Raw genomic sequence first — 22,637 nt, 5'->3', positions numbered from 1 at the left:
CTGTCAGGGCTAGCCGGAAAATTTGGTTTTATAAGGAAAAAGGTTCAAAGTTGCAAAGGTTCAGAGGTACAAAAAATGACAAGGCTACAGATGTCAGGCTGAGCGAAGTCGAAGTCCCGCAAGTGACTCGATAATCTAAAATGAAGTACTTTGTGGTCCTTCGACTTCGCTCAGGATGACAAATATGCGAGCAAAAGCTAATAAAGCAAAATAAAATCGGCACAAATCCGTGTCATTTGCGTACCATTCTTAGCGCACTTAGCGTATCCCGATAGTTATCGGGATTGCGTTCTTTGTGGTTAAACCCGTGCGCAATTCAAATTATCTAATTGACACATTTTCTAATTACCAAATTAACCCTATTTTTGCAGACATGATAAAATGGATAACAAAACTGTTTTCATCAACACCAAAAGAAGAGAACACAGATTATATGAAGAAATATTTAATCGTAGGACTAGGAAACATAGGAGCCGAATACGTAAATACACGACACAACATTGGATTTAAAGTTCTGGATTTTTTAGCCAGAAAAGAAAGTCTTTCTTTCGAAACCGTAAAATTGGGTGCACTGGCAGAATATAAATTTAAAGGAAGAAGTTTTTTCCTGCTTAAACCAAACACCTACATGAATTTAAGCGGTAAAGCCGTTAAATACTGGATGGATAAGGAAAACATTCCATTAGAGAATATTTTAGTCATTACAGACGATTTAAACCTGTCTTTCGGAACCATCCGAATCAAACCAAAAGGCAGTGACGGAGGTCATAACGGATTAAAGAATATCAATCTCGTTTTAAATACACAGCAATACACCCGTTTCAGATTCGGGATCAGTGATCAGTTTAAAAAAGGACAGCAGGTAGATTACGTTTTAGGAGATTGGGACGAAGAAGAAAAAGCAAAACTGCCGGAACGGTTAGAAGTAGCTTCGGAAATTATCAGGTCATTCGGAACTGCCGGATTAGAAAATACAATGACGACTTTTAATGGAAAATAAAGATTTACAGCTATTTAAACCTTAAAAAATCAGATTGTCAATTAATTAAATCAAATTATAACGAAATAGTATTTTCTATTCCAAAGTTAAATGTTTAAATTTGGGATAAATTATTATAAACCATAAAATCATAATATCATGGCTTTTGAATTACCACAATTACCTTATGCATATGATGCATTAGAACCACATATTGATGCCCGTACAATGGAAATTCACCATTCAAAACATCATAATGCCTACACAACAAATCTTAACGCTGCAATTGCAGGAACAGATTTAGAAGGTAAAACAATAGAAAATATCTTAATTAACTTAGATAAAACAAACGCTGCGGTTCGTAACAATGGTGGAGGTTTTTACAACCACAACTTGTTCTGGACAGTAATGTCTCCGGACGGTGGCGGATTACCAACAGGAGATCTATTGGCTGCAATCGAAGCTTCTTTTGGAACTTTTGAAGAATTTAAAGCTAAGTTTGCTAAAGCAGGTGCTACACAATTCGGTTCAGGATGGGCTTGGTTAACAGTGCAAAAAGGAGGAAAGTTAGAAGTTGTAGGTACTCCAAATCAAGACAACCCATTAATGCCAGAAGTTGCTGGTAACGGTGGAACTCCAATCTTAGGAATGGATGTTTGGGAACATGCTTACTACTTAAACTACCAAAACAGAAGACCGGATTATATTGAAGCGTTTTTCAGTGTAATTAACTGGACAGAAGTAGCAAGAAGATTTGCTTTAGATAAATAGTAGAGCATAGAATAAAGAAAAAAGACGGACAGCCTGAAGGTTGTCCGTCTTTTTTTGTCTATATTTTTTCTTCTCTCTATTTTCTTTATTCTATTCTCTCTCTCGTCTTGATTCTATAATCTATTCTCTTTTTCACATCACACCAGAGTTTATTCCAATAAAAAAGGCGGAATTTCTTCCACCTTTTTTGCCCCAAATCTACCATATACTTAACCTACTAATGTTATGGTGTAGTAAATGTAGGATAGCAGTATTGTAATGCCAAATATTTTAGATGAAATGCAAATAAACTCGATGAAATACGTAATTTCTTACTTTGAATAAATCCTTGACTTTATTCCAATAAAAAAGGTGGAATTGCTTCCACCCTTTTTGCCCCAAATCTACCATAAACTTAACCTACTAATGTTATGGTTTCCCAAAAGTATTGTAGCTTTTCTATTTTGCCAAACATTTAGGATTAACGGCAAAAAAAACCGATGAAATGCACAAATTAACCTTTTCTTAATAATTGTCTAATATGCTCTTGCATCTTTTCCCTCATAAAAATTCATGAAAGCTCTGTTTACAACACGATTTCCTCCTGGTGTAGGATAATCTCCGGTGAAATACCAATCTCCCAGATTCTTAGGACATGCGATATGTAAATCCTCTACTTTTTGGAAAATGATTTTTACTTCAGCATTGATTTCCGGAGAACTCAACATTTCGGCAATTTTATCTGAAACCTCTTCCGGCGTAAACTGATCATAGATAGCCGTTACATAATTGATAACATCTGTATCAGCAAAGTTTTCCTGTGCTTTACATTTAATGTAAACCTCGTCTACTATATGGTATAAGTTTCTTTCTTTCAATAAAGCCAGTGCTGCTCTAAAAGCAACAAGACCTTCTAATTTTGCCATGTCAATTCCATAACAATCCGGATAACGGATCTGCGGAGCTGAAGAAACGATTACGATGCGTTTTGGTTTTAGACGATCCATCATTTTAATGATGCTCATTTTAAGAGTCGTACCGCGAACAATACTATCATCAATAATAACCAGATTGTCCGTAGGCTTAATCACTCCGTAAGTCACATCGTAAACGTGTGCTACTAAATCATCACGGCTGCTGTCTTCGGTAATAAAAGTTCTTAGCTTGGCATCTTTAATCGCTACTTTCTCTGTGCGAATTTTTACAGCTAATAATTCCTGTAAGGTTTCTGCAGTAAGTGTATTTCTGTTTTCTAAGATATAATTGTTTTTACGCTGGTTCAGGAAATCCTGCGCAGCTTCTACTAAACCATAAAAAGAAGTTTCAGCTGTATTCGGGATGTATGAAAAAACAGTATTATCTGTATCACTGTCAATCGATTTAAGAACAGCAGGCAAAATTAATTTACCAAGGTTTTTACGTTCCTGATAAATTTCAGCATCACTTCCTCTTGAGAAATAAATTCGTTCAAAAGAACATGCTTTTTTAACAGTTGGTTCCAGGATTTGCTCCATCGAAACTTTTCCGCTTTTTTTGATGATCAGAGCATTTCCCGGTGAGATTTCCTGAACACTTTCAAAAGGAACATTAAATACAGTTTGAATCACAGGACGTTCAGAAGCGACTACCACAACTTCATCATCCTGATAAAAGTATGCAGGACGAATTCCTGCAGGATCTCTGAAAACGAAAGCGTCACCATGACCCAATAAACCGGCCATTGCATAACCTCCATCTAAATTTTTAGCCGAACGGGCCAATATTTTTGCAATATCTAAACGTTCTGCAATAACAGGAGAAGCTTCTCTTTTAGAATAGCCTTCTTGTTTGCAGTCCTGATACAATTGCATCACCTCTTTGTCAAGGAAATGACCTATTTTTTCCATTACGGTAACGGTATCGGCCATTTCTTTCGGATGCTGTCCAAGCTCAACTAAATTCTCGAAAAGTTCTTTAACATTCGTCATATTAAAGTTACCTGCCAGGATAAGATTACGGTGCATCCAGTTACTCTGACGTAAAAAGGGATGTACGCTTTCGATACTGTTTTTACCGAAAGTCCCGTAACGAACGTGACCTAAAAATAACTCTCCTATATAAGGTATGTTCGCTTTTTGTTTTTCAACATCATTGGCATATTCAGGATGCGCAGTCATTTCTTCATTGATGCGGTCATTGATCTGTGCAAAAACATCCTGGATAGGTTGCGAATGATTCGAACGGACTCTGCTGATGTAGCGTTGTCCGGCTTCAACATCAAGTTTGATGCTTGCAAAACCTGCACCATCCTGACCACGGTTGTGCTGCTTCTCCATCATCAGGTACATTTTTTGTATCCCGTAAAAAGCAGTTCCGTATTTCTCTTTGTAATATTCAAGCGGTTTCAGAAGTCTAACTAAGGCTATACCACATTCGTGTTTTAACGCGTCGCTCATTTTTTTTGTATTTGTGTTGTTGTTGTAAGTTGTGTGTATTAACGTAATAAAAAAAGCCCCGTTTTATCGAGGCTCTCAGGTATTATATTTCTATGTCAAACTGAGTTAACGATTTAAATTGCTGTAATCGAATCGCTACTTCAGCTTTGCTTAATGTTTGCATCCTTTCGGTTCCAAATTTCTCTACGCAGAATGAAGCGAGATTTGAACCGTAAATAATTGCGTTTTTCATGTTCCCAAACGAAATGTTTTCACTTTGTGCAATAAATCCTGAAAAACCTCCTGCGAAAGTGTCTCCGGCTCCTGTTGGATCAAAAACATCTTCTAAAGGTAATGCCGGTGCAAAAAATACTTCTCTGTTGTGGAATAAAAGTGCGCCGTGTTCTCCTTTTTTGATCACCACATATTTTGGTCCCAATTCCTGGATTTTGTTCGCCGCCTTTACTAATGAATATTCTCCCGAAAGCTGTCTTGCTTCTTCGTCGTTGATTGTGATAACGTCTACACGTTTAATTACTTCAAGCAATTCCGGTAAAGCGCAGTCCATCCAGAAATTCATAGTATCTAAAACTACTAATTTTGGTTTTTTCTCCATTTGATCCAAAACACTGCTTTGTACCAGCGGATGTAAGTTTCCTAACATTACGATGTCAGCATCTTTGAAGTTCTGAGGAACTTTAGGCTGAAAATCAGCTAAAACGTTTAGTTCCGTTACAAGAGTGTCTCTGGAGTTTAAATCGTTGTGGTATAAACCGCTCCAGAAAAAGGTTTTTCCGCCTTTTACAATTTCGATACCCGAGATATCAATATTTTTTGAAGTCAGTAAATCTAAATGTTCTTGAGGAAAATCGTCACCAACTACAGAAACAATGGCCGATTGCAGGTTGAAAAAAGATGCTGATAAACCAATGTACGTTGCAGCACCACCTAATATTTTATCTGTTTTTCCGAAAGGAGTTTCAATCGCGTCGAAAGCAACTGTTCCAACAATCAATAATTTATTCATTTTATGAATTTCGAATTAGGGTGCAAAGATACTTCATAAGTTACAATATTGCAACGGTTTACACTCTCAAAATTTTCATAAAAAAAACAATATCGTTTTCGGGTCTGAAACTATTGTAAATGAGTAAATTATATTTGATTCAATGGAATGCTTAAAATAGGATTTCCCGATTTAAATCGCAAGTTTTATTTTTGAAAAAAGCTTTAAAATTTCTATCTGATTTTTCTAAAAGAAGAAGCTTTTCTCTTTCCGCTTAAAACACCAAGAATTGTAATGTGGTTTTTCTTTATCTTAAATATAATGAGCCATGTTTTATAAGAAGCTTCCCTGTAAATTTTGGTTTTAGTTGGAATATTTTCACATTCAGAATAAATTAAAGGATTATGGATTATCTTAGCCATTGCTTTATTTATTCCATTACCAACTTTAATTGCATTTAAAGGCTGATGTTTTTCGAATGCGATGTAATTTACAATTTCTTCTAAATTCAGAAAATAATGTTCAGAAATATCTAACGTATATTGTTTTGTATTTTCAGCTTTTTCTCTTCCCATTTTTCATTAAACATTTCTAAAGACATTGTTGGAGATTTTTCAGCAGTTTTTATCCATTTTAAAAAATCTTCTTTAGATAATTCTATTTCATTCTGATCGCTTTCGTCTTCGAAATCAATTGATACTGTCAATGCTTTTCCAATATAATTTTTTGGAATCTCAAAAGAAAGATTGACAATTTTATCTTTGGGAGTGATGGTTTTTTGTATCATTTGATTAAAATTAAAGACCTAACAAAATTACAACAATTTGAATTTCAAATAAGTTAAAAAAAATTAAATCTACAACTCATACTTCTTGTCAAAATAATTTTTCAAAACCCCAATCTGAATTAAGATCATAAAAGGAACTATTAAAACCCCATACAATATGTTTTTAGAAAAATGAATTCCTGAAAATAGGGCAGAAGCTTTATCTAAATTTAAATACAATTGAGAGGTTTCTAAAGCAGAAGTGTCGCTACTGGAATAAAGCGAATAAGCAATCAAAGCAGCTAAACCTGCACCCATAAGTATCCAGGTTGTTTTGGAAATCAAAGGTTGGTAGGCTTTGATTTTGCTTTTTTCAGCCGCTAAAACCTGAGTCATTATTTTTGAAGTGAAGTCAATAGATGGTGATTCTAAAGTGTTTTCGGCCATCATTTTATCAATAAGATTTTCTATGTTTTTATCGCGCTCTGTCATAATACTCCAGTATTTCGGGTTCTAATTGCTTCTTAAGGATAACAGCCAGTTTTTGTCTGCTTCTGAATAATTTTACTTTAGCATTGTTGGCTGAAATATTCATGATTTTTCCAATTTCTTCCAGACTCTGATCGTCAAAATAAAATAAAGTCAGGATGATATTGTCTTCTCCCGGCAGTAAATTTAGACAATTCTGAATGGTCTGCTTCCGTTCTTTGTCTTCTAATGCACTCAGCGCATTGTCCATTGTTTTTATTAAATGTGCCGAAAACTCATCAATCGAGATATTGTTTTCTTCTTTTTTATTTTTCTTCAAACGGTCTAAGCAGGTATTGTAGGCGATTTTATAACTCCAGGTTGAGAATTTAGAATCTCCTTTAAACTTACTTAAGGAATTGTAAATCTTAATAAAAGTATCTTGTGCCACTTCTTCGGCCTCCTCGCGGTTTTTAACCATTTTGAGTGCCAGGCTAAAGATCATATCCTTATATCGATCTACCAGCACGGCAAACACATTGGTCTCACCCTGCAGAATTTTGTCGATATAATGCTGATCATTTAAAGTACTCATATTATATAGGACGACAGTTACTTTAATTAGGTTACAGGGAAAGTAAAAAAAATCATTTTTAAAATTCCAACTTAAAGGAAATTCCAAAAAAAGAAAATTCCAAATCCCAATATTGAAATTCCAATTATTACAGATGAAAATCAGTGCAAAGAGTATAGCTTTATATAATAAACTCAAAGGTAATGGTAATTTCGTTGGAATTTGGGATTTGAAAAATTGGAATTTCTTCCTTTTTAGAATTTGGTTTAATTTTTTTAAAAATTCTGTAACCTAAATAAAACTCCTCTCGTCTTATGAAGTATCAATCAATTAAAAACAAAATATTATGTTAGCAGGAATTTTAGTACCACTTAGTTTTTTTCTAATGATCTTCGGGATTGTTTATCTTATTTATTCCACCAGAAACCGGGAACGTTTGGCACTTATAGAAAAAGGTGTCGATGCCAGCATTTTTTTACAAGGCAGGGAAAAAGGTGTTCCGATCTGGAAAATCTTAGTTGTTAATTTGGCTTTTTTATTAATTGGCTCCGGCGTTGGAATTTTTCTTGCGTTGCTGATTACAACTTACACTTCTTTAGAAGATGGTGCCGTTTATCCATCTATTATCTTTATAATGGCAGGAATTGGACTTTTGACCGGATTTAAAGCAGCAAAAGACTTAGATAAAGAATAAGTAAGCATTTAAGTTAGTAAAAAAAAGCATCCGCCACAGCGGATGCTTTTTTTTATTCTTTAGATCCGATGGTTTCGTAATAAACATCTACAGAAAGTTTGGGCTGCATTGATGCCATAACGGCCAGTTGGTCACAACGTTCGTTTTGCGGGTGATTGTTATGGCCTTTTATCCATTTAAAATCGACCTGATGTTTGCGGTAGATCACTAAAAACCGTTTCCATAAATCTGAATTTTTCCTTCCGGCAAATTTCTTTTTTTCCCAGCCTAAAACCCATTTTTTTTCAACGGAATCCACGACGTATTTAGAATCAGAAATCACAAGTACTTTCATATTTGGGTTTTTTAATTTCTCCAGACCCACAATTACCGCCAAAAGTTCCATTCTGTTGTTGGTCGTCAGGCGAAAGCCTTCGTAAAATTCTTTTTTATGCGGTGTTCCAACCAATTCCATGACTACGCCATAACCTCCGTTTCCAGGATTTCCTTTAGCGGCGCCATCAGTATATATATGTACTTCGTGATTCATTTTTTTTTAGACTTCTTAGATTTTTGGACTTCTTAGATTGTTAGATTTTTGGATCGCTAGAATTTGGATTTTGGATTGCTGGATCTTTAGACGGATTAGAATGTAGGATTTTAGACTTCGTGAATTTCTATTAGAAATGCTTAAATACTTCTAATATCTAAAGAGTCTAATAATCCAAAAATCTAAGAAGTCTAACAATCTAAGAAGTCTAACCTTCTAACAATCTGGAAATAATTTCCGGAAAATACTTTTGTTCCAATTCATGTATTTTTTCGGCCACTGTTTCCGGTGTATCTTCTTCTGTCAGCAGTACATTTTTCTGAAAAATAATACCGCCTTCATCATAATGTTCATTTACATAATGAATAGAGATTCCGGTTTCTTTTTCTTTGTTGTTTACTATTGCCCTGTGAATGTGCATTCCATACATACCTTTTCCCCCGTAATTAGGTAAAAGCGCAGGATGAATGTTGATAATTTTATGAGGATACTGTTCAATTATATGGTCCGGGAATTTCAATAAGAAGCCGGCAAGGACAATCAGATCCGGATCGATTTCCTGTATTTTTTGCAATAAATTTCTTTCTAAAAGTTCTGTTTTAGAGAAGATTTCGACAGGAATTTGATGATTTTTGGCTCTTTCGATAACTTTTGCCGAAGCATTATTGGTAAAAACCGAAACGACTTTTGCGATTTTCGTTTTTGCAAAATGTTTTATGATATTTTCGGCATTACTTCCTGATCCTGAGGCAAAAACAATAATTTTTTTCATAATCGAATTTATTTTGAGAATGCAAAAAACGGAATAAAAAACGAAAATAAATAGTATTAAAAGGGCTTTCTTGAAATTAATTTTATAAATTAGTATCACATTTATAAACTAAATAGTTGTTTTAAAATAAAGTTTTTTATTTTTGCCAACAAATTAAATTCTAAAATTAAAGATTATGTCAGACATTGCATCAAGAGTAAAAGCGATTATCGTAGACAAATTAGGCGTTGACGAAAACGAAGTTGTAACAGAAGCAAGCTTCACTAATGATTTAGGAGCTGACTCATTAGACACTGTTGAGCTTATTATGGAATTCGAAAAAGAATTTGATATTCAAATTCCAGACGATCAAGCAGAAAACATTGCTACTGTTGGTCAAGCTATTTCTTATATCGAGGAAGCTAAAAAATAATAATACCACACCCGAATTCTAAAAAACTCAAATTTGAAATTCCAAATCCCAAAATTGGTTTTGTTTTTTTAAAATTGGAATTTATGGAAATCGGGTGTTATTATTTTTTTAAAATTTAAAATTCGATTGGTTTTCAATCAAAAAGATATATTTATATTGTAATACCCATAGCTCTTAAAGTAACACTACAGTTAAGAAAGCATGGGTTTTATTTGTTTAAAGTACAAAATACATATTTATGACGTTAAAGCGAGTTGTTGTAACAGGATTAGGTGCTCTTACTCCTATCGGGAATAATATCCAGGATTATTGGGAGGCACTTTTGAATGGAGTTAGCGGAGCCGCTCCTATCACGTATTATGATACAGAAAAGCATAAAACGAAATTTGCTTGCGAAGTAAAAAACTTCAATATTGAAGATTACATGGATCGCAAGGAATCCCGAAGATTGGATAAATTTGCCCAATACGCTGTTGCCGCAAGTGATGAGGCCATTAAAGATGCCGGACTTACGAATGATAATATCGACAAAACAAGAGTTGGTGTGATCTGGGGAGCAGGAATTGGAGGTTTGGAAACGTTTCAGGAAGAAGTAATTTATTACGCTAAAGGTGACGGAACTCCAAAATTCAATCCGTTTTTTATTCCAAAAATGATTGCCGATATTGCTCCTGCGCATATTTCAATGCGTAATGGTTATATGGGTCCAAATTATACTACTGTTTCTGCATGTGCCTCTTCTGCAAATGCCTTAATCGATGCTTTCAACTACATCCGTTTAGGAATGTGTGATGTTATTGTATCAGGTGGTTCAGAAGCTGCGATTACTATTGCCGGTATGGGAGGTTTTAATTCTATGCACGCTTTATCTACCAGAAATGAAAGTCCCGAAACAGCTTCAAGACCTTTTGATGGAACCAGAGACGGTTTCGTTTTAGGAGAAGGAGCAGGAGCTTTGGTTCTTGAAGAATACGAACATGCTAAAGCACGCGGAGCAAAAATTTATTGCGAAGTTGGCGGTGGCGGAATGTCATCTGATGCGTACCACTTAACAGCACCACATCCGGAAGGAATTGGAGTTATTGCAGTAATGAAAAATACATTAAGAGACGCAGGAATGACTCCTGAAGATGTTGATCACATCAACACTCACGGAACTTCTACTCCATTAGGAGATGTTGCCGAACTAAAAGCAATTAGTGCTGTTTTCGGAAGTCATGCCAAAAACATCAATATCAACTCTACAAAATCGATGACAGGACATTTACTGGGTGCTGCCGGAGCTATTGAAGCAATTGCTTCTATCCTGGCGATGAAACACGGAATTGTTCCTCCAACGATTAACCATACGGTTGTGGATGAAAATATCGATCCGGCATTAAATCTGACTTTAAACAAACCTCAGAAAAGAGAAGTAAATGTTGCGATGAGTAACACTTTTGGTTTTGGTGGACACAATGCTTGTGTATTGTTTAAAAAATTAGCTGACTAGTTTTGTCTATGAATTTTATCAAAAAAATATTTTCAAAATCCCGTTCTCCAGAAGACGGGATTTTTTTTGACACTATTCAGAAAATACTTGGTTTTGAGCCCGCTTCGATAGATTTTTATAAGAAAGCTTTTACACACCGCTCTTCTAACAAGCTGGATGAATCCGGGCACCCCATTAATTACGAACGTTTGGAATTTTTAGGAGATGCCATGTTAAGTGCTGTTATTGCAGCGCATTTGTTTAACAAAGCACCTAATGGGGATGAAGGGTATCTGACTAAGATGCGCTCAAAAATTGTAAGCCGGGAACACCTGAATGAATTAGGGAAAGACCTAAACTTAGTTCGGTTTGTAGAAAGCAAAGTGCCTATTCATCATTTTGGAGAAAATATTCATGGTAATATTTTTGAATCCCTGATTGGCGCTATTTATCTGGATAGAGGATATCCTTTTTGCGAAAAGTTTATTCAAAAAAGAGTCATTACACCGTATGTTGATATCGCCCGACTTGAAGGGAAAGTAATTAGCTATAAAAGTTTGGTTATCGAATGGTGTCAGAAAGAAAAGAGAATCTTTCATTATGATATTTTTGAAGATAACGGAATTGACGGGCAACGTTTGTTTGGCGTAAAATTAAGTATAGACGACAAAGTAATTGCAAGAGCGAGAGCAACTTCAAAAAAGAAAGCAGAAGAAAAAGCATCGCAGCGTGCCTATTTTGCATTTCAGGAAAAAATAGATAAGAAATAACTACATAAATAGCATGGCTTTGTTAAAGCTACAACGTTTTCGTTTATAAATTAACAAAAACAAGCTAATCTTAACTATTGATGGTCCGTTAGAAATAGTATATTTACAACTTGATTTTTCATGATATGGCAATTCATAGATTGGATTTGGACGAATTTGACGAAATTGATTATTATTTAATGGCAATTCATACTTCATTAGAAGATTACCGACTGGCCTATTTTATCAATAAAAAACTTCCGATAAACTTAAGTAAGAGCAAGAACGAGATCCACGCTCAAACTAAGGAAGGTGAAGCAAATTTTTCCAGATTTTACTATTATGATTCTGAAAAGGCCGTTTCATGGAATCTGATTCAGAATAAAAATGAGATCATTTCAGTGAGTACAAATGATTTCCAGAATTTGTTTTCCAATGAAACGAGTGAGGTTTCTACAACAATTCATTTACTTCCTGAATTCAAAAAAGTAGATTTTTTCCTGAAAATCGATATCAGCGACGAGGCTGTTGATTATTCAGAAATCCAACAACAGTTAAATGCAATAGAGAGTATCGCAGCTATATATGTTGTGGATACAAACAAAATAAAGTCAAAAAACAATTTAATTTTTTAAAAAAAATGCTTACAAACAAAAAAACCAAAATTGTAGCCACACTTGGACCTGCATGTGGAACTAGAGAGATTATCAAAGATATGATCGACGCAGGTGTAAATGTGTTTAGAGTTAACTTTTCGCATGCTGATTACGAAGGAGTAAAAGAAAAAATTGGAATTATCAGAGGCCTTAATGATGAGTTTGGTTACACTACGGCAATCCTTGGAGATTTGCAGGGACCAAAACTTAGAGTTGGGGTTATGGAAGAAGGAACCGTAGTACATGATGGTGACATCATTACTTTTACTACTGCTGAAGACGTGATCGGAACGGCTTCAAAAGTATTCATGAAATACCAGAATTTCCCAAATGATGTGAACCCGGGAGAGCGCATTTTGCTTGATGACGGTAAACTTATTTTTGAAATTATTTCAACAGATAAAAAAACAGAAGTTGTAGCTAAAGTAATTCAGGGTGGAGAATTAAAATCTAAAAAAGGAGTTAATCTTCCAAACACTAAGATTTCTTTACCGGCTTTAACTGAAAAAGATATTGCAGATGCTATTTTTGCTATTGAGCAAAAAGTAGACTGGATTGCGCTTTCATTCGTGAAAACGCCTCGTGATTTACAGGATTTACAGGAATTGATTGCACAACATTCAGATGTTAAAATTCCTATTATTGCTAAAATTGAAATGCCGGAAGCTCTTGAGAACATGGATAAAATTGTAGCGTATTGTGATGCTTTAATGGTTGCCCGTGGAGATTTAGGAGTTGAACTTCCTGCACACGAAGTACCATTAGTACAAAAAGACCTGATCAGAAGAGCAAAAACAGCCAGAATTCCGGTTATCGTTGCGACTCAGATGATGGAAACCATGATTACCAGTTTAACGCCAACAAGAGCGGAAGTAAATGACGTTGCCAACTCTGTAATGGACGGTGCTGATGCCGTAATGTTGTCCGGAGAAACTGCTACAGGAAATTATCCGGTACAGGTAATTCAGAAAATGACTCAGATTTGTGAAGCAGTTGAAAACTCTCCGCTTATCAATGTTCCTCAAAATACGCCGCAAATCAAAACAAAACGTTTTATTACTAAAACAGTTTGTCACCAGGCCGCTTTATTGGCGAATGAAATTAACGCAAAAGCAATTTGTACGTTAACAAACAGTGGGTATACCGCTTTCCAGATTTCTGCGTGGAGACCTTCTTCAGCACATATTTTGGTATTTACTTCAAACAGAAGAATCTTAACACAATTGAATTTATTATGGGGAGTAAAATCATACTACTATGATAAAGACGAGAGTACAGATGATACGGTAACTGACGTAAACAGAATAGCAGTAGAAAAAGGATACGCTGTAAAAGGAGATTACTTAATTAACCTTGCGGCAATGCCAATTAAAGATAAAGGAATGGTAAATACGATGAGAGTTTCTGAAATAGAATAGTCCTCTCGTTTTACGATAACAACCTATCAAAAAAGGGTTTATGAAAATTTCATAAACCCTTTTTTATTGGTGATTGGTGTAGTTTATTTTTTCCAGTAAGGTGCCATTATTTTGTTTTCTTTGTGGCTTAAAGCCAATAATACAAGTGCGGCGATAAAACAAAACAGGGTGGCTTGTATACTGCCTTCCGGCCCAAATTCTCCTCCGGTTAAAAGGACTGATCCCTGTATTTTGCTTTCCAGTAAACTTTTGGTTTTTTCGTTTCCGGAAGTGATCGCGCCAAAAATGCCCGACTGGGTAAAATTCCACGCAAAATGCAGCGCAATCGGAAACCATAAATTTCGGCTGTAAACAAAAGCAGCACCCAGTAAGAATCCTGCAAACGTAATACACAATCCCGAAAGCAAAGTGCTGTTTGGATTTGCCATGTGCAGGGCTCCAAATAAAACAGCCGAAATGCTGAGGGCAATATAAGTTCCGAGTTTTTCCTCAATAATCCTGAACACAATCCCGCGAACCAATATCTCTTCAATAATGGCAATTGTAAAAGCCACTGTAAGCGGAATCAGAATAAACGAAACCGGATTTACGGCAACAATACTAAATCCTCCACTAAGGTAAATTACCAGAATCGTTAGGGCCTGCAGCACAAAACCGATTAATGTTCCTATGATCAGATTTTGAGCCAGTCTTTTTGACGATAATTCGGTTACGGCTCTTTTTTCATAATAGGTAAAGAAAAGAATATAACTCGTAACGGCTAAGGCCGAAACAAAAATTCCTTTAAAAAGATTTCTGAAGTCTTTATCCAGGGCAGTCATTCCAAGTAATTTTGCGGCAATTTGCTGTCCGATAATTATGAAAGCCATAAAGGTAAGTAAGGCCAGAATGATTTTGGTAACCGGGAAATTAAATATTTTTTGTTTGGCAGTAAGCGTTTCCATTTGAGTTTGATTTAATGATTATAATAAGACAAATGTAGCCCGCATGAAAACCAAAAAATAGAATGAAATTTGCCTCTCCTATAATTTTTGAAATTGTTTCGGAAGAAATCCGGTTTGATTTTTAAACGTCCGTATAAAATGACTCTGATCCGAAAATCCGCACTGAAAACTAATTTCGGTCAGATTGCTTTCTTTCGAATTGATCAGCGAAAGGGAACGGTTGATTTTAATCCGGCGCATGTATTCGCCGAGTGTACAGCCGAAATATCTGGGAAAATGTTTTGAAATGGTAATCGGATTTAAATTTAAAACCTGCGCCAGATCCTGCAGGTTCGGGTTTTCGTTCCAGCAATCGTTGAGTAATTCATTTAAACTCTTAACCCAAAACGGACTTTTTTCGAATTGATCCAAATGGGCATTCGGGTTGGACAGTTGCGCAAACAGCATGTTGATCGTATCGCCCGAAAAAGGATCGGCAACCAGGGATTCTCTAAAAATCTTAAGGATCAGAAATTTGGTAAGAGTGGTATTTCGAACCGATTTTTCGATAATGGATTCGTTGATCTGAAGTTCCTTAAGTACGTTTTCTTCAATCTCGAGGTTAATATTTTTAGACGGAAAAAGCGTATTGTGATTCAGGTGCAATTCATCGCTATGGTAAAACAATAACGAACCGGGACCGACATCAAGACTGGAATTTTTTCGTTTTTCAGACGTTCCGCCTTTCAGGAAAAGCGTAATGTGCGCATTGTTGTGCGAGTGCCAGCCTTCAAAAACTTTCTGCTGATACTCTGTTTCTACAACGGCAATTCCCTGACTGTTGTTGTAAATGTTTTTGGTATTGCCTAAGTATTTCTCTTTTTCCAGTTCGTACATTGTAGTTGGGAATTACAGCAACCAAATTACTATTAATTTCAGAACTATAACCTGTTATTCTTTTCAGATTGTAAAAACAACAATTGGTTTTGCATATTTTGTACTATTTTACGCCTTAATAAAAAGATTGTGAAAAAATTAACCGCAGAAGCGCAATAAATTACATAAAATTTAATTGTTTTGTAACAAATTAGAAACATTACAGACTAATTTATTCAAACCTTAAACATTAATTTATGAATCCATTTTCATTCAAATCGGTACTTGCGGCTTCGGTATTTTTTGTTGGAGCAAGCAGCTGTTTTGCACAGGACGTTTTGGTAAACTCCTTAAAACTAAATGCGAGTGATAAAAGTAAAGAGAACTTTAAATTCACAGAACAAATCAATTTAGGAACAACCTCTGTAAAAACACAAGGTTCTTCAGGAACTTGCTGGAGTTATTCTACCAACTCTTTTTTAGAGTCAGAAATGATTCGTTTGGGAAAACAGCCGGTTGAATTGTCTCAGATTTATTCGGCAAGAAATGTTTATGTTGAAAAAGGAATCAATTATGTTCGTATGCACGGAGCGGTTACTTTGGGTGACGGTGGTGCCTTGCACGATGTAATTAATATGTACAGAAAATACGGAACCGTTCCTAGAGAAGTCTACACAGGACTGAATTACGGAACTGATAAAAATAAATTTGGAGAAATGGCTGCGCTTATCGAAGGCGTTTTGGCGGCTGTGGTAAAAAATCCAAACGGAGAATTAACACCAAACTGGCAAAAAGCGTATGCTGCCGTTATTGATTCGTATTTAGGAAAAGCGCCGGATAATTTTACATACAAAGGAAAAAATTACACGCCACAATCTTTTGCGAAAGAAGTAGTAGGAATCAATCCTGATGATTATATCGAAATGTCATCGTTTACAACAGCGCCGTATTACCAAAAAACAACCATGATGGTACCGGACAACTGGTCTTTTGATCAGGTGTACAATGTAAAAGTAAACGATATGACAGACGTTATCGACAATGCTTTGAAAAAAGGATACACGGTAGCCTGGGCAACTGACGTAAGTGAAAAAAGCTTTAGCTGGAAAAATGGTGTGGCGTATGTTCCGACCAAAAAATTCGATGATATGACTGCCGAAGAAAAAGCAGACATGTTTAACGGACCAAAACCGGAACCGGAAATCACACCAGAAATGCGTCAGGCTGCGTTTGACAATTACACGACTACAGACGACCACGGAATGCATATTATCGGTCTTGCCAAAGATCAAACCGGAAGAGAATATTACATCGTAAAAAACTCCTGGGGAGAAACAAACGACTACAAAGGTTTCTTGTTTGTGACCAAAAATTTCGTAAAATATAAAACTACAGCTTTGTTGGTAAACAAAGGAGGGCTTCCTGCTGAGATTGCTAAGAAGTTAGGAGTTTAAGTTTATCTCGATTTTAGAATATAGAAAAGCGCTGCAAGTAATTGTGGCGCTTTTTTTTATTCAAGATTTTTAAATCTATTTAGTGAATTAATGATGTATTAGATGATTGCTCAAATGCGAGCAAATATTTAAATCAATCACTTTCCTGAAGTCGGGAAGTTGATAATAGTAAAAGACAATATACTCTTAAAAACAGAATGTAATTTGTTGTTGTAAAATAATATTTTGAAATTTAATTTGTTTTCGCTTCATTTGAAAAAGAAAGTGTTACAAATTAGTTTTTTGTTCAATTTTGTCATAGAAATTAAAAATAAGCATATAAGTAGATGTTTAAAAGAAAAAAGAAACATCCATATTTTAATTAGTTATTATTTTAATTTGACCTGCAAAGTCTTTAAGAACATAGTTGGCAACTACATCACAACCTCCTTTAATCATTTGATCGGTATAGGGTTTTTGAAGTCTTATTACACCATGAGATCCATCATGCATTAAAGAATATAAAAATTCATTTTCTGCAAAATCATCTATTCTTTCACAAAATGCATTAAGCTCAATATCAGGAGCAATAAATCGATTTATTGTTTCTAATATATGTCTTAACGAGTTTGGAGTAGTATGTGATGGATTTTTTGTTCCTTGAGATATTTCATAAATATCTCTAAGATGTTCTTTATATGGCATTATTAATTCATTTCCTAGCGTTTCAAGTTTATTATTTATTAAAATAAATTTTTGGTCTATAATTTTGTTTCTAATTATAATAGACATGAATTCTAAATTATGTGTAAGAATAATTAATCTTAGTCTTTGAATATTAAACAGTTTGTTTAATGTTCTTATAATTTGCGAGGTTGCATAAACAAAGTGAAAATCTTGACTAGATATCGGATCATCTATAATAAAGAACAATTTATTATAATCTTCTTCTTTATTAATAAATTTATGTGTTTCGGCAATATAAAAACAAAAGGCTACAATACTTTTTTCACCGTTACTCAAAACATCGCTAGCATTAGATTCTAATAAGTGATTTTTGAACTTTAAACAGAACGTTTTATCGTCAAAAGAATATTTTGAACCAAAAAATTTAGTCAGTAACTCAGTAAAGGTTTCTACAACCTTTTGCTTTTTTGAAATTTTTTCATTCTGTTCCTTTTTTAAAATATCTTCTTCTAAGGTTTTAATTTTTGATTTGCAATTGTTTATATCCGTTATTTTTTCAGCTTCAGTTTTTTTTAACTCATTAAATCTGGCTCTACACAATCGTTTATTTAAGTCAAGTTTTTCAGAACTGATATTATTTTTTTTGTCATTAAAACTTTTTATTATCAGAGAATTTTCTTGAATTATTTCATTTTGATTTTGAATCCATAGTTGAATATTTTCAATAGCCTTTTTTGTGTTTTCGTTTGAAAGAGAAATTGAAATATCTAGTTTCTTTTTTTCAATTTCATTATTAATTATTGTATAGTCAGAATCTAAGATTTTTAATTCTTTTAGTTCTTTTAAATTTATATTGCTTAACGATGGAATGTATTTTTGATTTTTTAAATATTCAATTTCAATATTTTTGAAAGATTTTAAAATTTCCTCATATTCTTTTTTTTCAGCGTGCAATTGTATCGATAAATCATTAGCTTTTTTTATTTGTAAAGCTTCTGTTTCAGAAAGATATTCCAAATATTGGTCAATTAATTTTAGTGCATCTTCTTCTAGATTTTGTTCGCAAAAGGGACAATCATTTGCGCTTCTGTCGAGAATTTTAATACCCGTTTCAATGAATTCTTGTTTATTTTTAATTTTTGTTTTGAAATCATCAGCTATAGTACTCTTAGTAAATACCTGATCTAAAAAGACAATTATATCATAAGTAGTTGTGGTTTTTTTTAAATAACTTGAATTTCTCAAATCTTGTAAATTGTCAGGTAGTGATTTTAATTGATTATGTTTAGTTATTAAATCGCTAAACTTTTCAGTTTCTGTAACATTAAAGGAAGGATTGAATAAATTATTAAAATTTATGTTTTGATAATCACCAGTATTTTTTCTGATTGATAAGTCATCTAAATCTTTTATTGCTTTTGAAACTTTTCCATTTAATTCTTTTCCTTTTATTTCAAGCTCTTTTTTAATTTTTTCAAGCTCATCTTTCTCTTTAGTTAAATCGATTTTTTCTTTACCAAGTATATAACCTTCTATTTCTCCACTTGGTTTATATTTCAATCCTTCTAAATTTTCTCTAATGTAATCGTCATTGAATACACGAAAAATGTATCCGGTCGTGTTTTTTGAAATGTTTGGGATTTTTTCTCGATTTATTGAAAACTCTAATTCTCGTACAACACTTGGTTCAGCAGTATTAGTTATTTTTAACTTAAATGATCCATCATTTTTCCCAATTGTTAGTAATTTATTTGAATCAGTGGTTTCTAATTCTTCTTTACTAATTAATCTAAAAGCTCTGCTCAGAAAAGTTTTACCGGTACCGTTATTTGCATAAATTCCCATTTCCAATGAGCTAATTTGGATTTTAGTATTTAGAGCTTCATGTGGTCCTAAATTTACGGTAGACAATTCAAATGTGATATTTTTGGCCATAATTTTGTAATTATAAATAAATAAAAAGTTTGTTTTTTAAACACATTTTTATTTTACGATTCTTATTTAAAAAAGAGAAGATTAGTAAATAAACTATTTTAAAATGACATCTCATATACGTATAAATACTCAATTTGCCATTACAAACTTAAAATTAGATAATTGATTGGCAGTTTTTTTACGGTTTTACATAAACGATTAAATAAATTACTGCAAAAGATTAGTGAGTTTAAGATTCAATAAAAAAAGAGGTCACAAGAGAATTTTTTATATAATTGATATGTTTGAAAAAGAACTACTTTTTTTTTCACCCAAAACAAAACGCTCATAAAGCTCTATAACTTTATTAATCGAATTAAAATTGAAATTTGATTGCCATTTCATTTTAAAAAAGAAACTGTAACAAATTTATTTTTATTAAAATTTGTTTCAAAAACGGTAACATTTTTTTAAAATTTTAATTTTGTTTCACTTTTTGAAACAAAATATTTTTAATTCCTTTTTTGTTCCAAAAACTTTGAGATGTAAACAGACACACTAAAACAAAAAAAGAGAGATCTCAGACGAGACCTCTCTTTTATATAAATGCTATGTTTTAAAAAGAATTACTTCTCCTTCAACAATTTTTCTAAATATTCAACCTTATCTTTTTCAGCCTGAACCAAACGCTCGTAAAGTTCAATAACTTTATCAAGTGGGTTGAAATTACAACTGAATGCGTTTCCATTAATAAAGCTACCATCGTGTAGGGTATTTCCAATAATGTTTAAAACGGCTTCCTCAGAGAAATTTTTAATGGCTTCTGCTGTTACACCAAGTGCTTTAGCAACTTCTATCAGTTTTTCTTCATCAATTGTTTCGCTGTTTTCAATAATCGAAATCGCTTGTTGGTTGGTGCCTAAAGCCTGTGCCAATGCTTCCTGCTTCATATCACGAAGTTCACGAATACGGCTGATTTTTCGCCCTATATGATTTGGTTTTGTTGCTGTGCTCATAGTTCAAAGATATTTAAAAATGTTGAGAAATAATCGGTTCTGTACGATACAAGTTTACATTAGTAGCTTATAATTATTCGATTCGGGCTACTGCTTCCTTGTAGGACGTGAAACAAAAGTATAATTTTTCTTACACAAAACAAAAGCGATAGATTTACAAGTTTTTTTTTATCATTTGGACAAGGCAGCAGTTACGGGTCATTTCAAATTTAGGAATTCATCTTTTTTCCCACAAACCGAATAACAGCCCCGGTGCCGACGTGAAATTTTCCTTCATTCAGCCTAATTTCTTCTTCCTCTAAAAGTACGATTTCATAATTCGAAAAATCCGAGGCTATTTCGGCGGTAGAAAACAAATCAGCAATAGAATCAGGTCCGCCCACTTTTGGATTCTCTTTTTTAAAAGCGATATGGTTTTTGCTGAACGCTTCAAAAATAATAAGACCGCCCGGTTTCAGGTATTCGTTTAGTTTTTTGTGGAGCGCTGATTTTGTTTCTGCCGAAAAATGAGCATAAATCAATCCGATCGCATCAAACGATTCTTTTTCGAATTCGAGCGCTTCGAGATTACCAACCACATAATGTAAGTTCACGTTGTTTTCACTGGCCAGTTGCAGGGCTTTCATTTGCCCTTCAGTGCTTAAATCAAACGAAGTGACCTTCCAGTTCAGCTGCGCGGCAAACACGCCGTTACGGCCTTCGCCATCGGCCGGCATTAAGATCGCTCCGGGTTTAAATTTCGGAAGCCATTCTTTAAAAAAAGCATTCGGTGCTGTTCCGTAGGCAAACTCGGTGCCTTTGTATCTTTCGTCCCATTTCTGACTCATCTTATTTCGGTTAAAATTGATACTTCAAAAGTACTTTCAAAACGGTTTTAACAGATAGGACAAAAATGCAGTTTGCTATAACTTATCTGAAGTTTTGCCGAAAGGTCTCCGGAGAAAATCCGGTATGTTTCTTAAAGAAACGAATAAAATAAGAGACATCATCATAACCCATATACCCCGCAATCTGATTGACCTGATGGGTTGTGGCCAGGAGATATCTTTTCGATTCCAAAAGGATGGCTTCGGTGATTAGTTCAGAGGCCGTTTTGTTTACTAAGGTTTTGGTAATGGCATTTAACTGATAAGAAGTCAGATGCAGCATTTCGGCATAAGAGGAGGCTTGTTTGTGCGTGAGAATATGAGTTTCCAAAAGTTCGAGAAATTCTTCCAGACGCTCCTGCGCATACGAATTGGTTTTGTCTTGATGATTTTTGTTTTGCTCCCGAATCAGTTCAACGAAAAGAATGTTAAGATTGGCTTTGATGATTTCAGTATAATTCTCCTGCTGGTTTTTATATTCCTCAAAAATAGAAACTAACACAGGAAGTACTTTTTTGAATTTATTCTCCTCAAGAGCATAGTGATTCTGATAAGCTGCCTTGCGTAAAAAAGAGCTGTTGTTTTTGTCATCAGATGAATAGAAATCGGTATTCAGCTGAATCATGTATCCGGAGCAGTCCGCCTTTAGTTCCAAACTATGCGCCTGTCCGGGACGGATCAAAAACACGCTGTTGTCTTTTACTTCATACTTTTTAAAGTCAATCGAATGAAGGCTTTTTCCCTTTTCTAAAACCAGGATATGAAAGAAATCATGTCGGTGTAAGGGCTGCACCATATCTTTTCCCGAAAGTAAATCGGAAATACTACGGATGCTGAAATGCTGAAAAGAATCAGATTTGCCAGAAGTTGCATCGATACGCCGAACGGGGATTTTTTCCATTTGTTTTTGATGTTGTACAAATGTACAAAACGGGAGGAAAATCGGGAAGTGCTCATTTAAGGATAGTCATAAAAACAAAAAAAAGACTTTACAGTGATGTAAAGTCTTTTTAAAAGCTCCCTCTCTTGGGCTCGAACCAAGGACCCTCTGATTAACAGTCAGATGCTCTAACCAACTGAGCTAAGAAGGAATCACCTTAAAGGTAAATATGTTTGCTAAAAAAAGTTGCTCCCCCTCTTGGGCTCGAACCAAGGACCCTCTGATTAACAGTCAGATGCTCTAACCAACTGAGCTAAGGAGGAAGTTGTTGCTCTTTTTAGCGAGTGCAAATATAGTTGATTTTTTAATTTCGCAAAAATATTT

General features: G+C 34.4%; 23 protein-coding genes and 2 tRNA genes. 9 read left to right on the top strand and 16 right to left on the bottom strand.

Going from position 1 to position 22,637, the window contains the following annotated elements; translation table 11 throughout:
• Positions 1-373: 373 nt before the first annotated feature.
• Together pth and EV142_RS03110 are read left to right on the top strand one after the other, a co-directional pair.
• The gene (pth, locus tag EV142_RS03115; RefSeq protein ID WP_132032599.1) at positions 374-1,000 is read left to right on the top strand and encodes an aminoacyl-tRNA hydrolase; all 627 of its coding nucleotides are present in this window, start codon (positions 374-376) and stop codon (positions 998-1,000) included.
• A gap of 138 nt (positions 1,001-1,138) precedes the next feature.
• Positions 1,139-1,750 carry a superoxide dismutase gene (locus tag EV142_RS03110; RefSeq protein ID WP_132032597.1) on the top strand — a complete coding sequence of 204 codons (612 nt, stop codon included), beginning with the start codon at positions 1,139-1,141 and terminating at the stop codon, positions 1,748-1,750.
• Positions 1,751-2,265: 515 nt separating this feature from the next.
• Here EV142_RS03110 and EV142_RS03105 read toward each other — a convergent pair.
• The 6 genes from EV142_RS03105 to EV142_RS03080 form a co-directional block, all read right to left on the bottom strand.
• A complete protein-coding gene (locus EV142_RS03105) occupies positions 2,266-4,164 on the bottom strand; it encodes an amidophosphoribosyltransferase (protein WP_132032595.1) in 1,899 nt (632 codons plus the stop codon).
• 82 nt (positions 4,165-4,246) lie between these two features.
• Positions 4,247-5,170 carry a PfkB family carbohydrate kinase gene (locus EV142_RS03100; protein WP_132032593.1) on the bottom strand — a complete coding sequence of 308 codons (924 nt, stop codon included), beginning with the start codon at positions 5,168-5,170 and terminating at the stop codon, positions 4,247-4,249.
• A gap of 212 nt (positions 5,171-5,382) precedes the next feature.
• Positions 5,383-5,724, bottom strand: a complete 342-nt coding sequence (locus EV142_RS03095) for a type II toxin-antitoxin system RelE/ParE family toxin (protein WP_132032591.1) — start codon at positions 5,722-5,724, stop codon at positions 5,383-5,385.
• Positions 5,682-5,936: a hypothetical protein gene (locus EV142_RS03090; protein ID WP_132032589.1), complete on the bottom strand. Its 255-nt coding sequence runs from the start codon at positions 5,934-5,936 to the stop codon at positions 5,682-5,684. Before EV142_RS03090 ends, EV142_RS03095 begins: the two co-directional genes overlap by 43 nt.
• A gap of 69 nt (positions 5,937-6,005) precedes the next feature.
• A complete protein-coding gene (locus tag EV142_RS03085) occupies positions 6,006-6,407 on the bottom strand; it encodes a hypothetical protein (RefSeq protein WP_132032587.1) in 402 nt (133 codons plus the stop codon).
• Positions 6,391-6,978, bottom strand: coding sequence for an RNA polymerase sigma factor (locus EV142_RS03080; RefSeq protein ID WP_132032585.1), 588 nt, complete (start codon positions 6,976-6,978; stop codon positions 6,391-6,393). The genes EV142_RS03085 and EV142_RS03080 overlap by 17 nt, the downstream gene beginning before the upstream one ends.
• A gap of 325 nt (positions 6,979-7,303) precedes the next feature.
• On the opposite strand from EV142_RS03080, the gene EV142_RS03075 reads away from it, so the two are divergent.
• Entirely contained in the window at positions 7,304-7,651 is a 348-nt protein-coding gene (locus EV142_RS03075; RefSeq protein WP_132032583.1) for a DUF6249 domain-containing protein, read from the top strand.
• 52 nt (positions 7,652-7,703) lie between these two features.
• On the opposite strand, the gene rnhA is transcribed toward EV142_RS03075, so the two are convergent.
• Both rnhA and purN read right to left on the bottom strand, forming a co-directional pair.
• Complete coding sequence (gene rnhA / locus EV142_RS03070) at positions 7,704-8,180, bottom strand: ribonuclease HI (protein ID WP_132032581.1); 477 nt, start codon at positions 8,178-8,180, stop codon at positions 7,704-7,706.
• A 208-nt stretch (positions 8,181-8,388) separates the two neighbouring features.
• Entirely contained in the window at positions 8,389-8,952 is a 564-nt protein-coding gene (gene purN / locus EV142_RS03065) for a phosphoribosylglycinamide formyltransferase (protein WP_132032579.1), read from the bottom strand.
• Between the two features lie 175 nt (positions 8,953-9,127).
• Between purN and EV142_RS03060 the strand changes: the two genes are divergently transcribed.
• The 5 genes from EV142_RS03060 (at position 9,128) to pyk (ending at position 13,658) form a co-directional block, all read left to right on the top strand.
• Positions 9,128-9,364: an acyl carrier protein gene (locus tag EV142_RS03060; RefSeq protein WP_007137004.1), complete on the top strand. Its 237-nt coding sequence runs from the start codon at positions 9,128-9,130 to the stop codon at positions 9,362-9,364.
• Between the two features lie 238 nt (positions 9,365-9,602).
• Positions 9,603-10,856: a beta-ketoacyl-ACP synthase II gene (gene fabF / locus EV142_RS03055; RefSeq protein ID WP_132032577.1), complete on the top strand. Its 1,254-nt coding sequence runs from the start codon at positions 9,603-9,605 to the stop codon at positions 10,854-10,856.
• 8 nt (positions 10,857-10,864) lie between these two features.
• Positions 10,865-11,605 carry a ribonuclease III gene (rnc, locus tag EV142_RS03050; protein ID WP_132032575.1) on the top strand — a complete coding sequence of 247 codons (741 nt, stop codon included), beginning with the start codon at positions 10,865-10,867 and terminating at the stop codon, positions 11,603-11,605.
• 125 nt (positions 11,606-11,730) lie between these two features.
• A complete protein-coding gene (locus EV142_RS03045) occupies positions 11,731-12,219 on the top strand; it encodes an IPExxxVDY family protein (RefSeq protein WP_132032573.1) in 489 nt (162 codons plus the stop codon).
• 5 nt (positions 12,220-12,224) lie between these two features.
• Positions 12,225-13,658 (top strand): pyruvate kinase, encoded by a 1,434-nt coding sequence (gene pyk, locus EV142_RS03040; RefSeq protein WP_132032571.1) that lies wholly within the window; start codon positions 12,225-12,227, stop codon positions 13,656-13,658.
• 83 nt (positions 13,659-13,741) lie between these two features.
• Here the strand turns inward: pyk and EV142_RS03035 are convergent, their stop codons facing one another.
• Both EV142_RS03035 and EV142_RS03030 read right to left on the bottom strand, forming a co-directional pair.
• On the bottom strand, positions 13,742-14,602 hold the full coding sequence (locus tag EV142_RS03035) for a CPBP family intramembrane glutamic endopeptidase (RefSeq protein WP_132032569.1): 861 nt from the start codon (positions 14,600-14,602) through the stop codon (positions 13,742-13,744).
• A 78-nt stretch (positions 14,603-14,680) separates the two neighbouring features.
• Positions 14,681-15,478 carry an AraC family transcriptional regulator gene (locus EV142_RS03030; RefSeq protein ID WP_132032567.1) on the bottom strand — a complete coding sequence of 266 codons (798 nt, stop codon included), beginning with the start codon at positions 15,476-15,478 and terminating at the stop codon, positions 14,681-14,683.
• 236 nt (positions 15,479-15,714) lie between these two features.
• Between EV142_RS03030 and EV142_RS03025 the strand changes: the two genes are divergently transcribed.
• Complete coding sequence (locus tag EV142_RS03025) at positions 15,715-16,911, top strand: C1 family peptidase (RefSeq protein ID WP_132032565.1); 1,197 nt, start codon at positions 15,715-15,717, stop codon at positions 16,909-16,911.
• Positions 16,912-17,268: 357 nt separating this feature from the next.
• Here EV142_RS03025 and EV142_RS03020 read toward each other — a convergent pair whose 3' ends face one another.
• The 6 genes from EV142_RS03020 to EV142_RS02995 all read right to left on the bottom strand — a co-directional run bounded on the left by EV142_RS03020 (position 17,269) and on the right by EV142_RS02995 (position 22,576).
• On the bottom strand, positions 17,269-19,512 hold the full coding sequence (locus EV142_RS03020; RefSeq protein ID WP_132032563.1) for an AAA family ATPase: 2,244 nt from the start codon (positions 19,510-19,512) through the stop codon (positions 17,269-17,271).
• A 605-nt stretch (positions 19,513-20,117) separates the two neighbouring features.
• A complete protein-coding gene (locus EV142_RS03015; protein ID WP_132032561.1) occupies positions 20,118-20,507 on the bottom strand; it encodes a helix-turn-helix domain-containing protein in 390 nt (129 codons plus the stop codon).
• Positions 20,508-20,716: 209 nt separating this feature from the next.
• On the bottom strand, positions 20,717-21,334 hold the full coding sequence (locus EV142_RS03010) for a class I SAM-dependent methyltransferase (RefSeq protein WP_132032559.1): 618 nt from the start codon (positions 21,332-21,334) through the stop codon (positions 20,717-20,719).
• An 82-nt stretch (positions 21,335-21,416) separates the two neighbouring features.
• Positions 21,417-22,274 (bottom strand): AraC family transcriptional regulator, encoded by an 858-nt coding sequence (locus tag EV142_RS03005; RefSeq protein ID WP_132032557.1) that lies wholly within the window; start codon positions 22,272-22,274, stop codon positions 21,417-21,419.
• Between the two features lie 116 nt (positions 22,275-22,390).
• Positions 22,391-22,464, bottom strand: a tRNA-Asn gene (locus EV142_RS03000).
• 38 nt (positions 22,465-22,502) lie between these two features.
• Positions 22,503-22,576, bottom strand: a tRNA-Asn gene (locus EV142_RS02995).
• Positions 22,577-22,637 lie beyond the last annotated feature (61 nt).

The organism is Flavobacterium circumlabens (genome assembly GCF_004345565.1).
Taxonomy (GTDB): Bacteria; Bacteroidota; Bacteroidia; order Flavobacteriales; family Flavobacteriaceae; genus Flavobacterium; species Flavobacterium circumlabens.
Note: the sequence above shows the minus strand (reverse complement) of the source record. Positions and strands in the feature narration are given on the sequence as shown.

Bases quoted from the DNA above. Each gene is read 5' to 3' on its own strand.
- pth (WP_132032599.1), top strand. From the start codon at position 374: ATGATAAAATGGATAACAAAACTGTTTTCATCAACACCAAAAGAAGAG.
- EV142_RS03110 (WP_132032597.1), top strand. From the start codon at position 1,139: ATGGCTTTTGAATTACCACAATTACCTTATGCATATGATGCATTAGAA.
- EV142_RS03105 (WP_132032595.1), bottom strand. From the start codon at position 4,164: ATGAGCGACGCGTTAAAACACGAATGTGGTATAGCCTTAGTTAGACTT.
- EV142_RS03100 (WP_132032593.1), bottom strand. From the start codon at position 5,170: ATGAATAAATTATTGATTGTTGGAACAGTTGCTTTCGACGCGATTGAA.
- EV142_RS03095 (WP_132032591.1), bottom strand. From the start codon at position 5,724: ATGGGAAGAGAAAAAGCTGAAAATACAAAACAATATACGTTAGATATT.
- EV142_RS03090 (WP_132032589.1), bottom strand. From the start codon at position 5,936: ATGATACAAAAAACCATCACTCCCAAAGATAAAATTGTCAATCTTTCT.
- EV142_RS03085 (WP_132032587.1), bottom strand. From the start codon at position 6,407: ATGACAGAGCGCGATAAAAACATAGAAAATCTTATTGATAAAATGATG.
- EV142_RS03080 (WP_132032585.1), bottom strand. From the start codon at position 6,978: ATGAGTACTTTAAATGATCAGCATTATATCGACAAAATTCTGCAGGGT.
- EV142_RS03075 (WP_132032583.1), top strand. From the start codon at position 7,304: ATGTTAGCAGGAATTTTAGTACCACTTAGTTTTTTTCTAATGATCTTC.
- rnhA (WP_132032581.1), bottom strand. From the start codon at position 8,180: ATGAATCACGAAGTACATATATATACTGATGGCGCCGCTAAAGGAAAT.
- purN (WP_132032579.1), bottom strand. From the start codon at position 8,952: ATGAAAAAAATTATTGTTTTTGCCTCAGGATCAGGAAGTAATGCCGAA.
- EV142_RS03060 (WP_007137004.1), top strand. From the start codon at position 9,128: ATGTCAGACATTGCATCAAGAGTAAAAGCGATTATCGTAGACAAATTA.
- fabF (WP_132032577.1), top strand. From the start codon at position 9,603: ATGACGTTAAAGCGAGTTGTTGTAACAGGATTAGGTGCTCTTACTCCT.
- rnc (WP_132032575.1), top strand. From the start codon at position 10,865: ATGAATTTTATCAAAAAAATATTTTCAAAATCCCGTTCTCCAGAAGAC.
- EV142_RS03045 (WP_132032573.1), top strand. From the start codon at position 11,731: ATGGCAATTCATAGATTGGATTTGGACGAATTTGACGAAATTGATTAT.
- pyk (WP_132032571.1), top strand. From the start codon at position 12,225: ATGCTTACAAACAAAAAAACCAAAATTGTAGCCACACTTGGACCTGCA.
- EV142_RS03035 (WP_132032569.1), bottom strand. From the start codon at position 14,602: ATGGAAACGCTTACTGCCAAACAAAAAATATTTAATTTCCCGGTTACC.
- EV142_RS03030 (WP_132032567.1), bottom strand. From the start codon at position 15,478: ATGTACGAACTGGAAAAAGAGAAATACTTAGGCAATACCAAAAACATT.
- EV142_RS03025 (WP_132032565.1), top strand. From the start codon at position 15,715: ATGAATCCATTTTCATTCAAATCGGTACTTGCGGCTTCGGTATTTTTT.
- EV142_RS03020 (WP_132032563.1), bottom strand. From the start codon at position 19,512: ATGGCCAAAAATATCACATTTGAATTGTCTACCGTAAATTTAGGACCA.
- EV142_RS03015 (WP_132032561.1), bottom strand. From the start codon at position 20,507: ATGAGCACAGCAACAAAACCAAATCATATAGGGCGAAAAATCAGCCGT.
- EV142_RS03010 (WP_132032559.1), bottom strand. From the start codon at position 21,334: ATGAGTCAGAAATGGGACGAAAGATACAAAGGCACCGAGTTTGCCTAC.
- EV142_RS03005 (WP_132032557.1), bottom strand. From the start codon at position 22,274: ATGGAAAAAATCCCCGTTCGGCGTATCGATGCAACTTCTGGCAAATCT.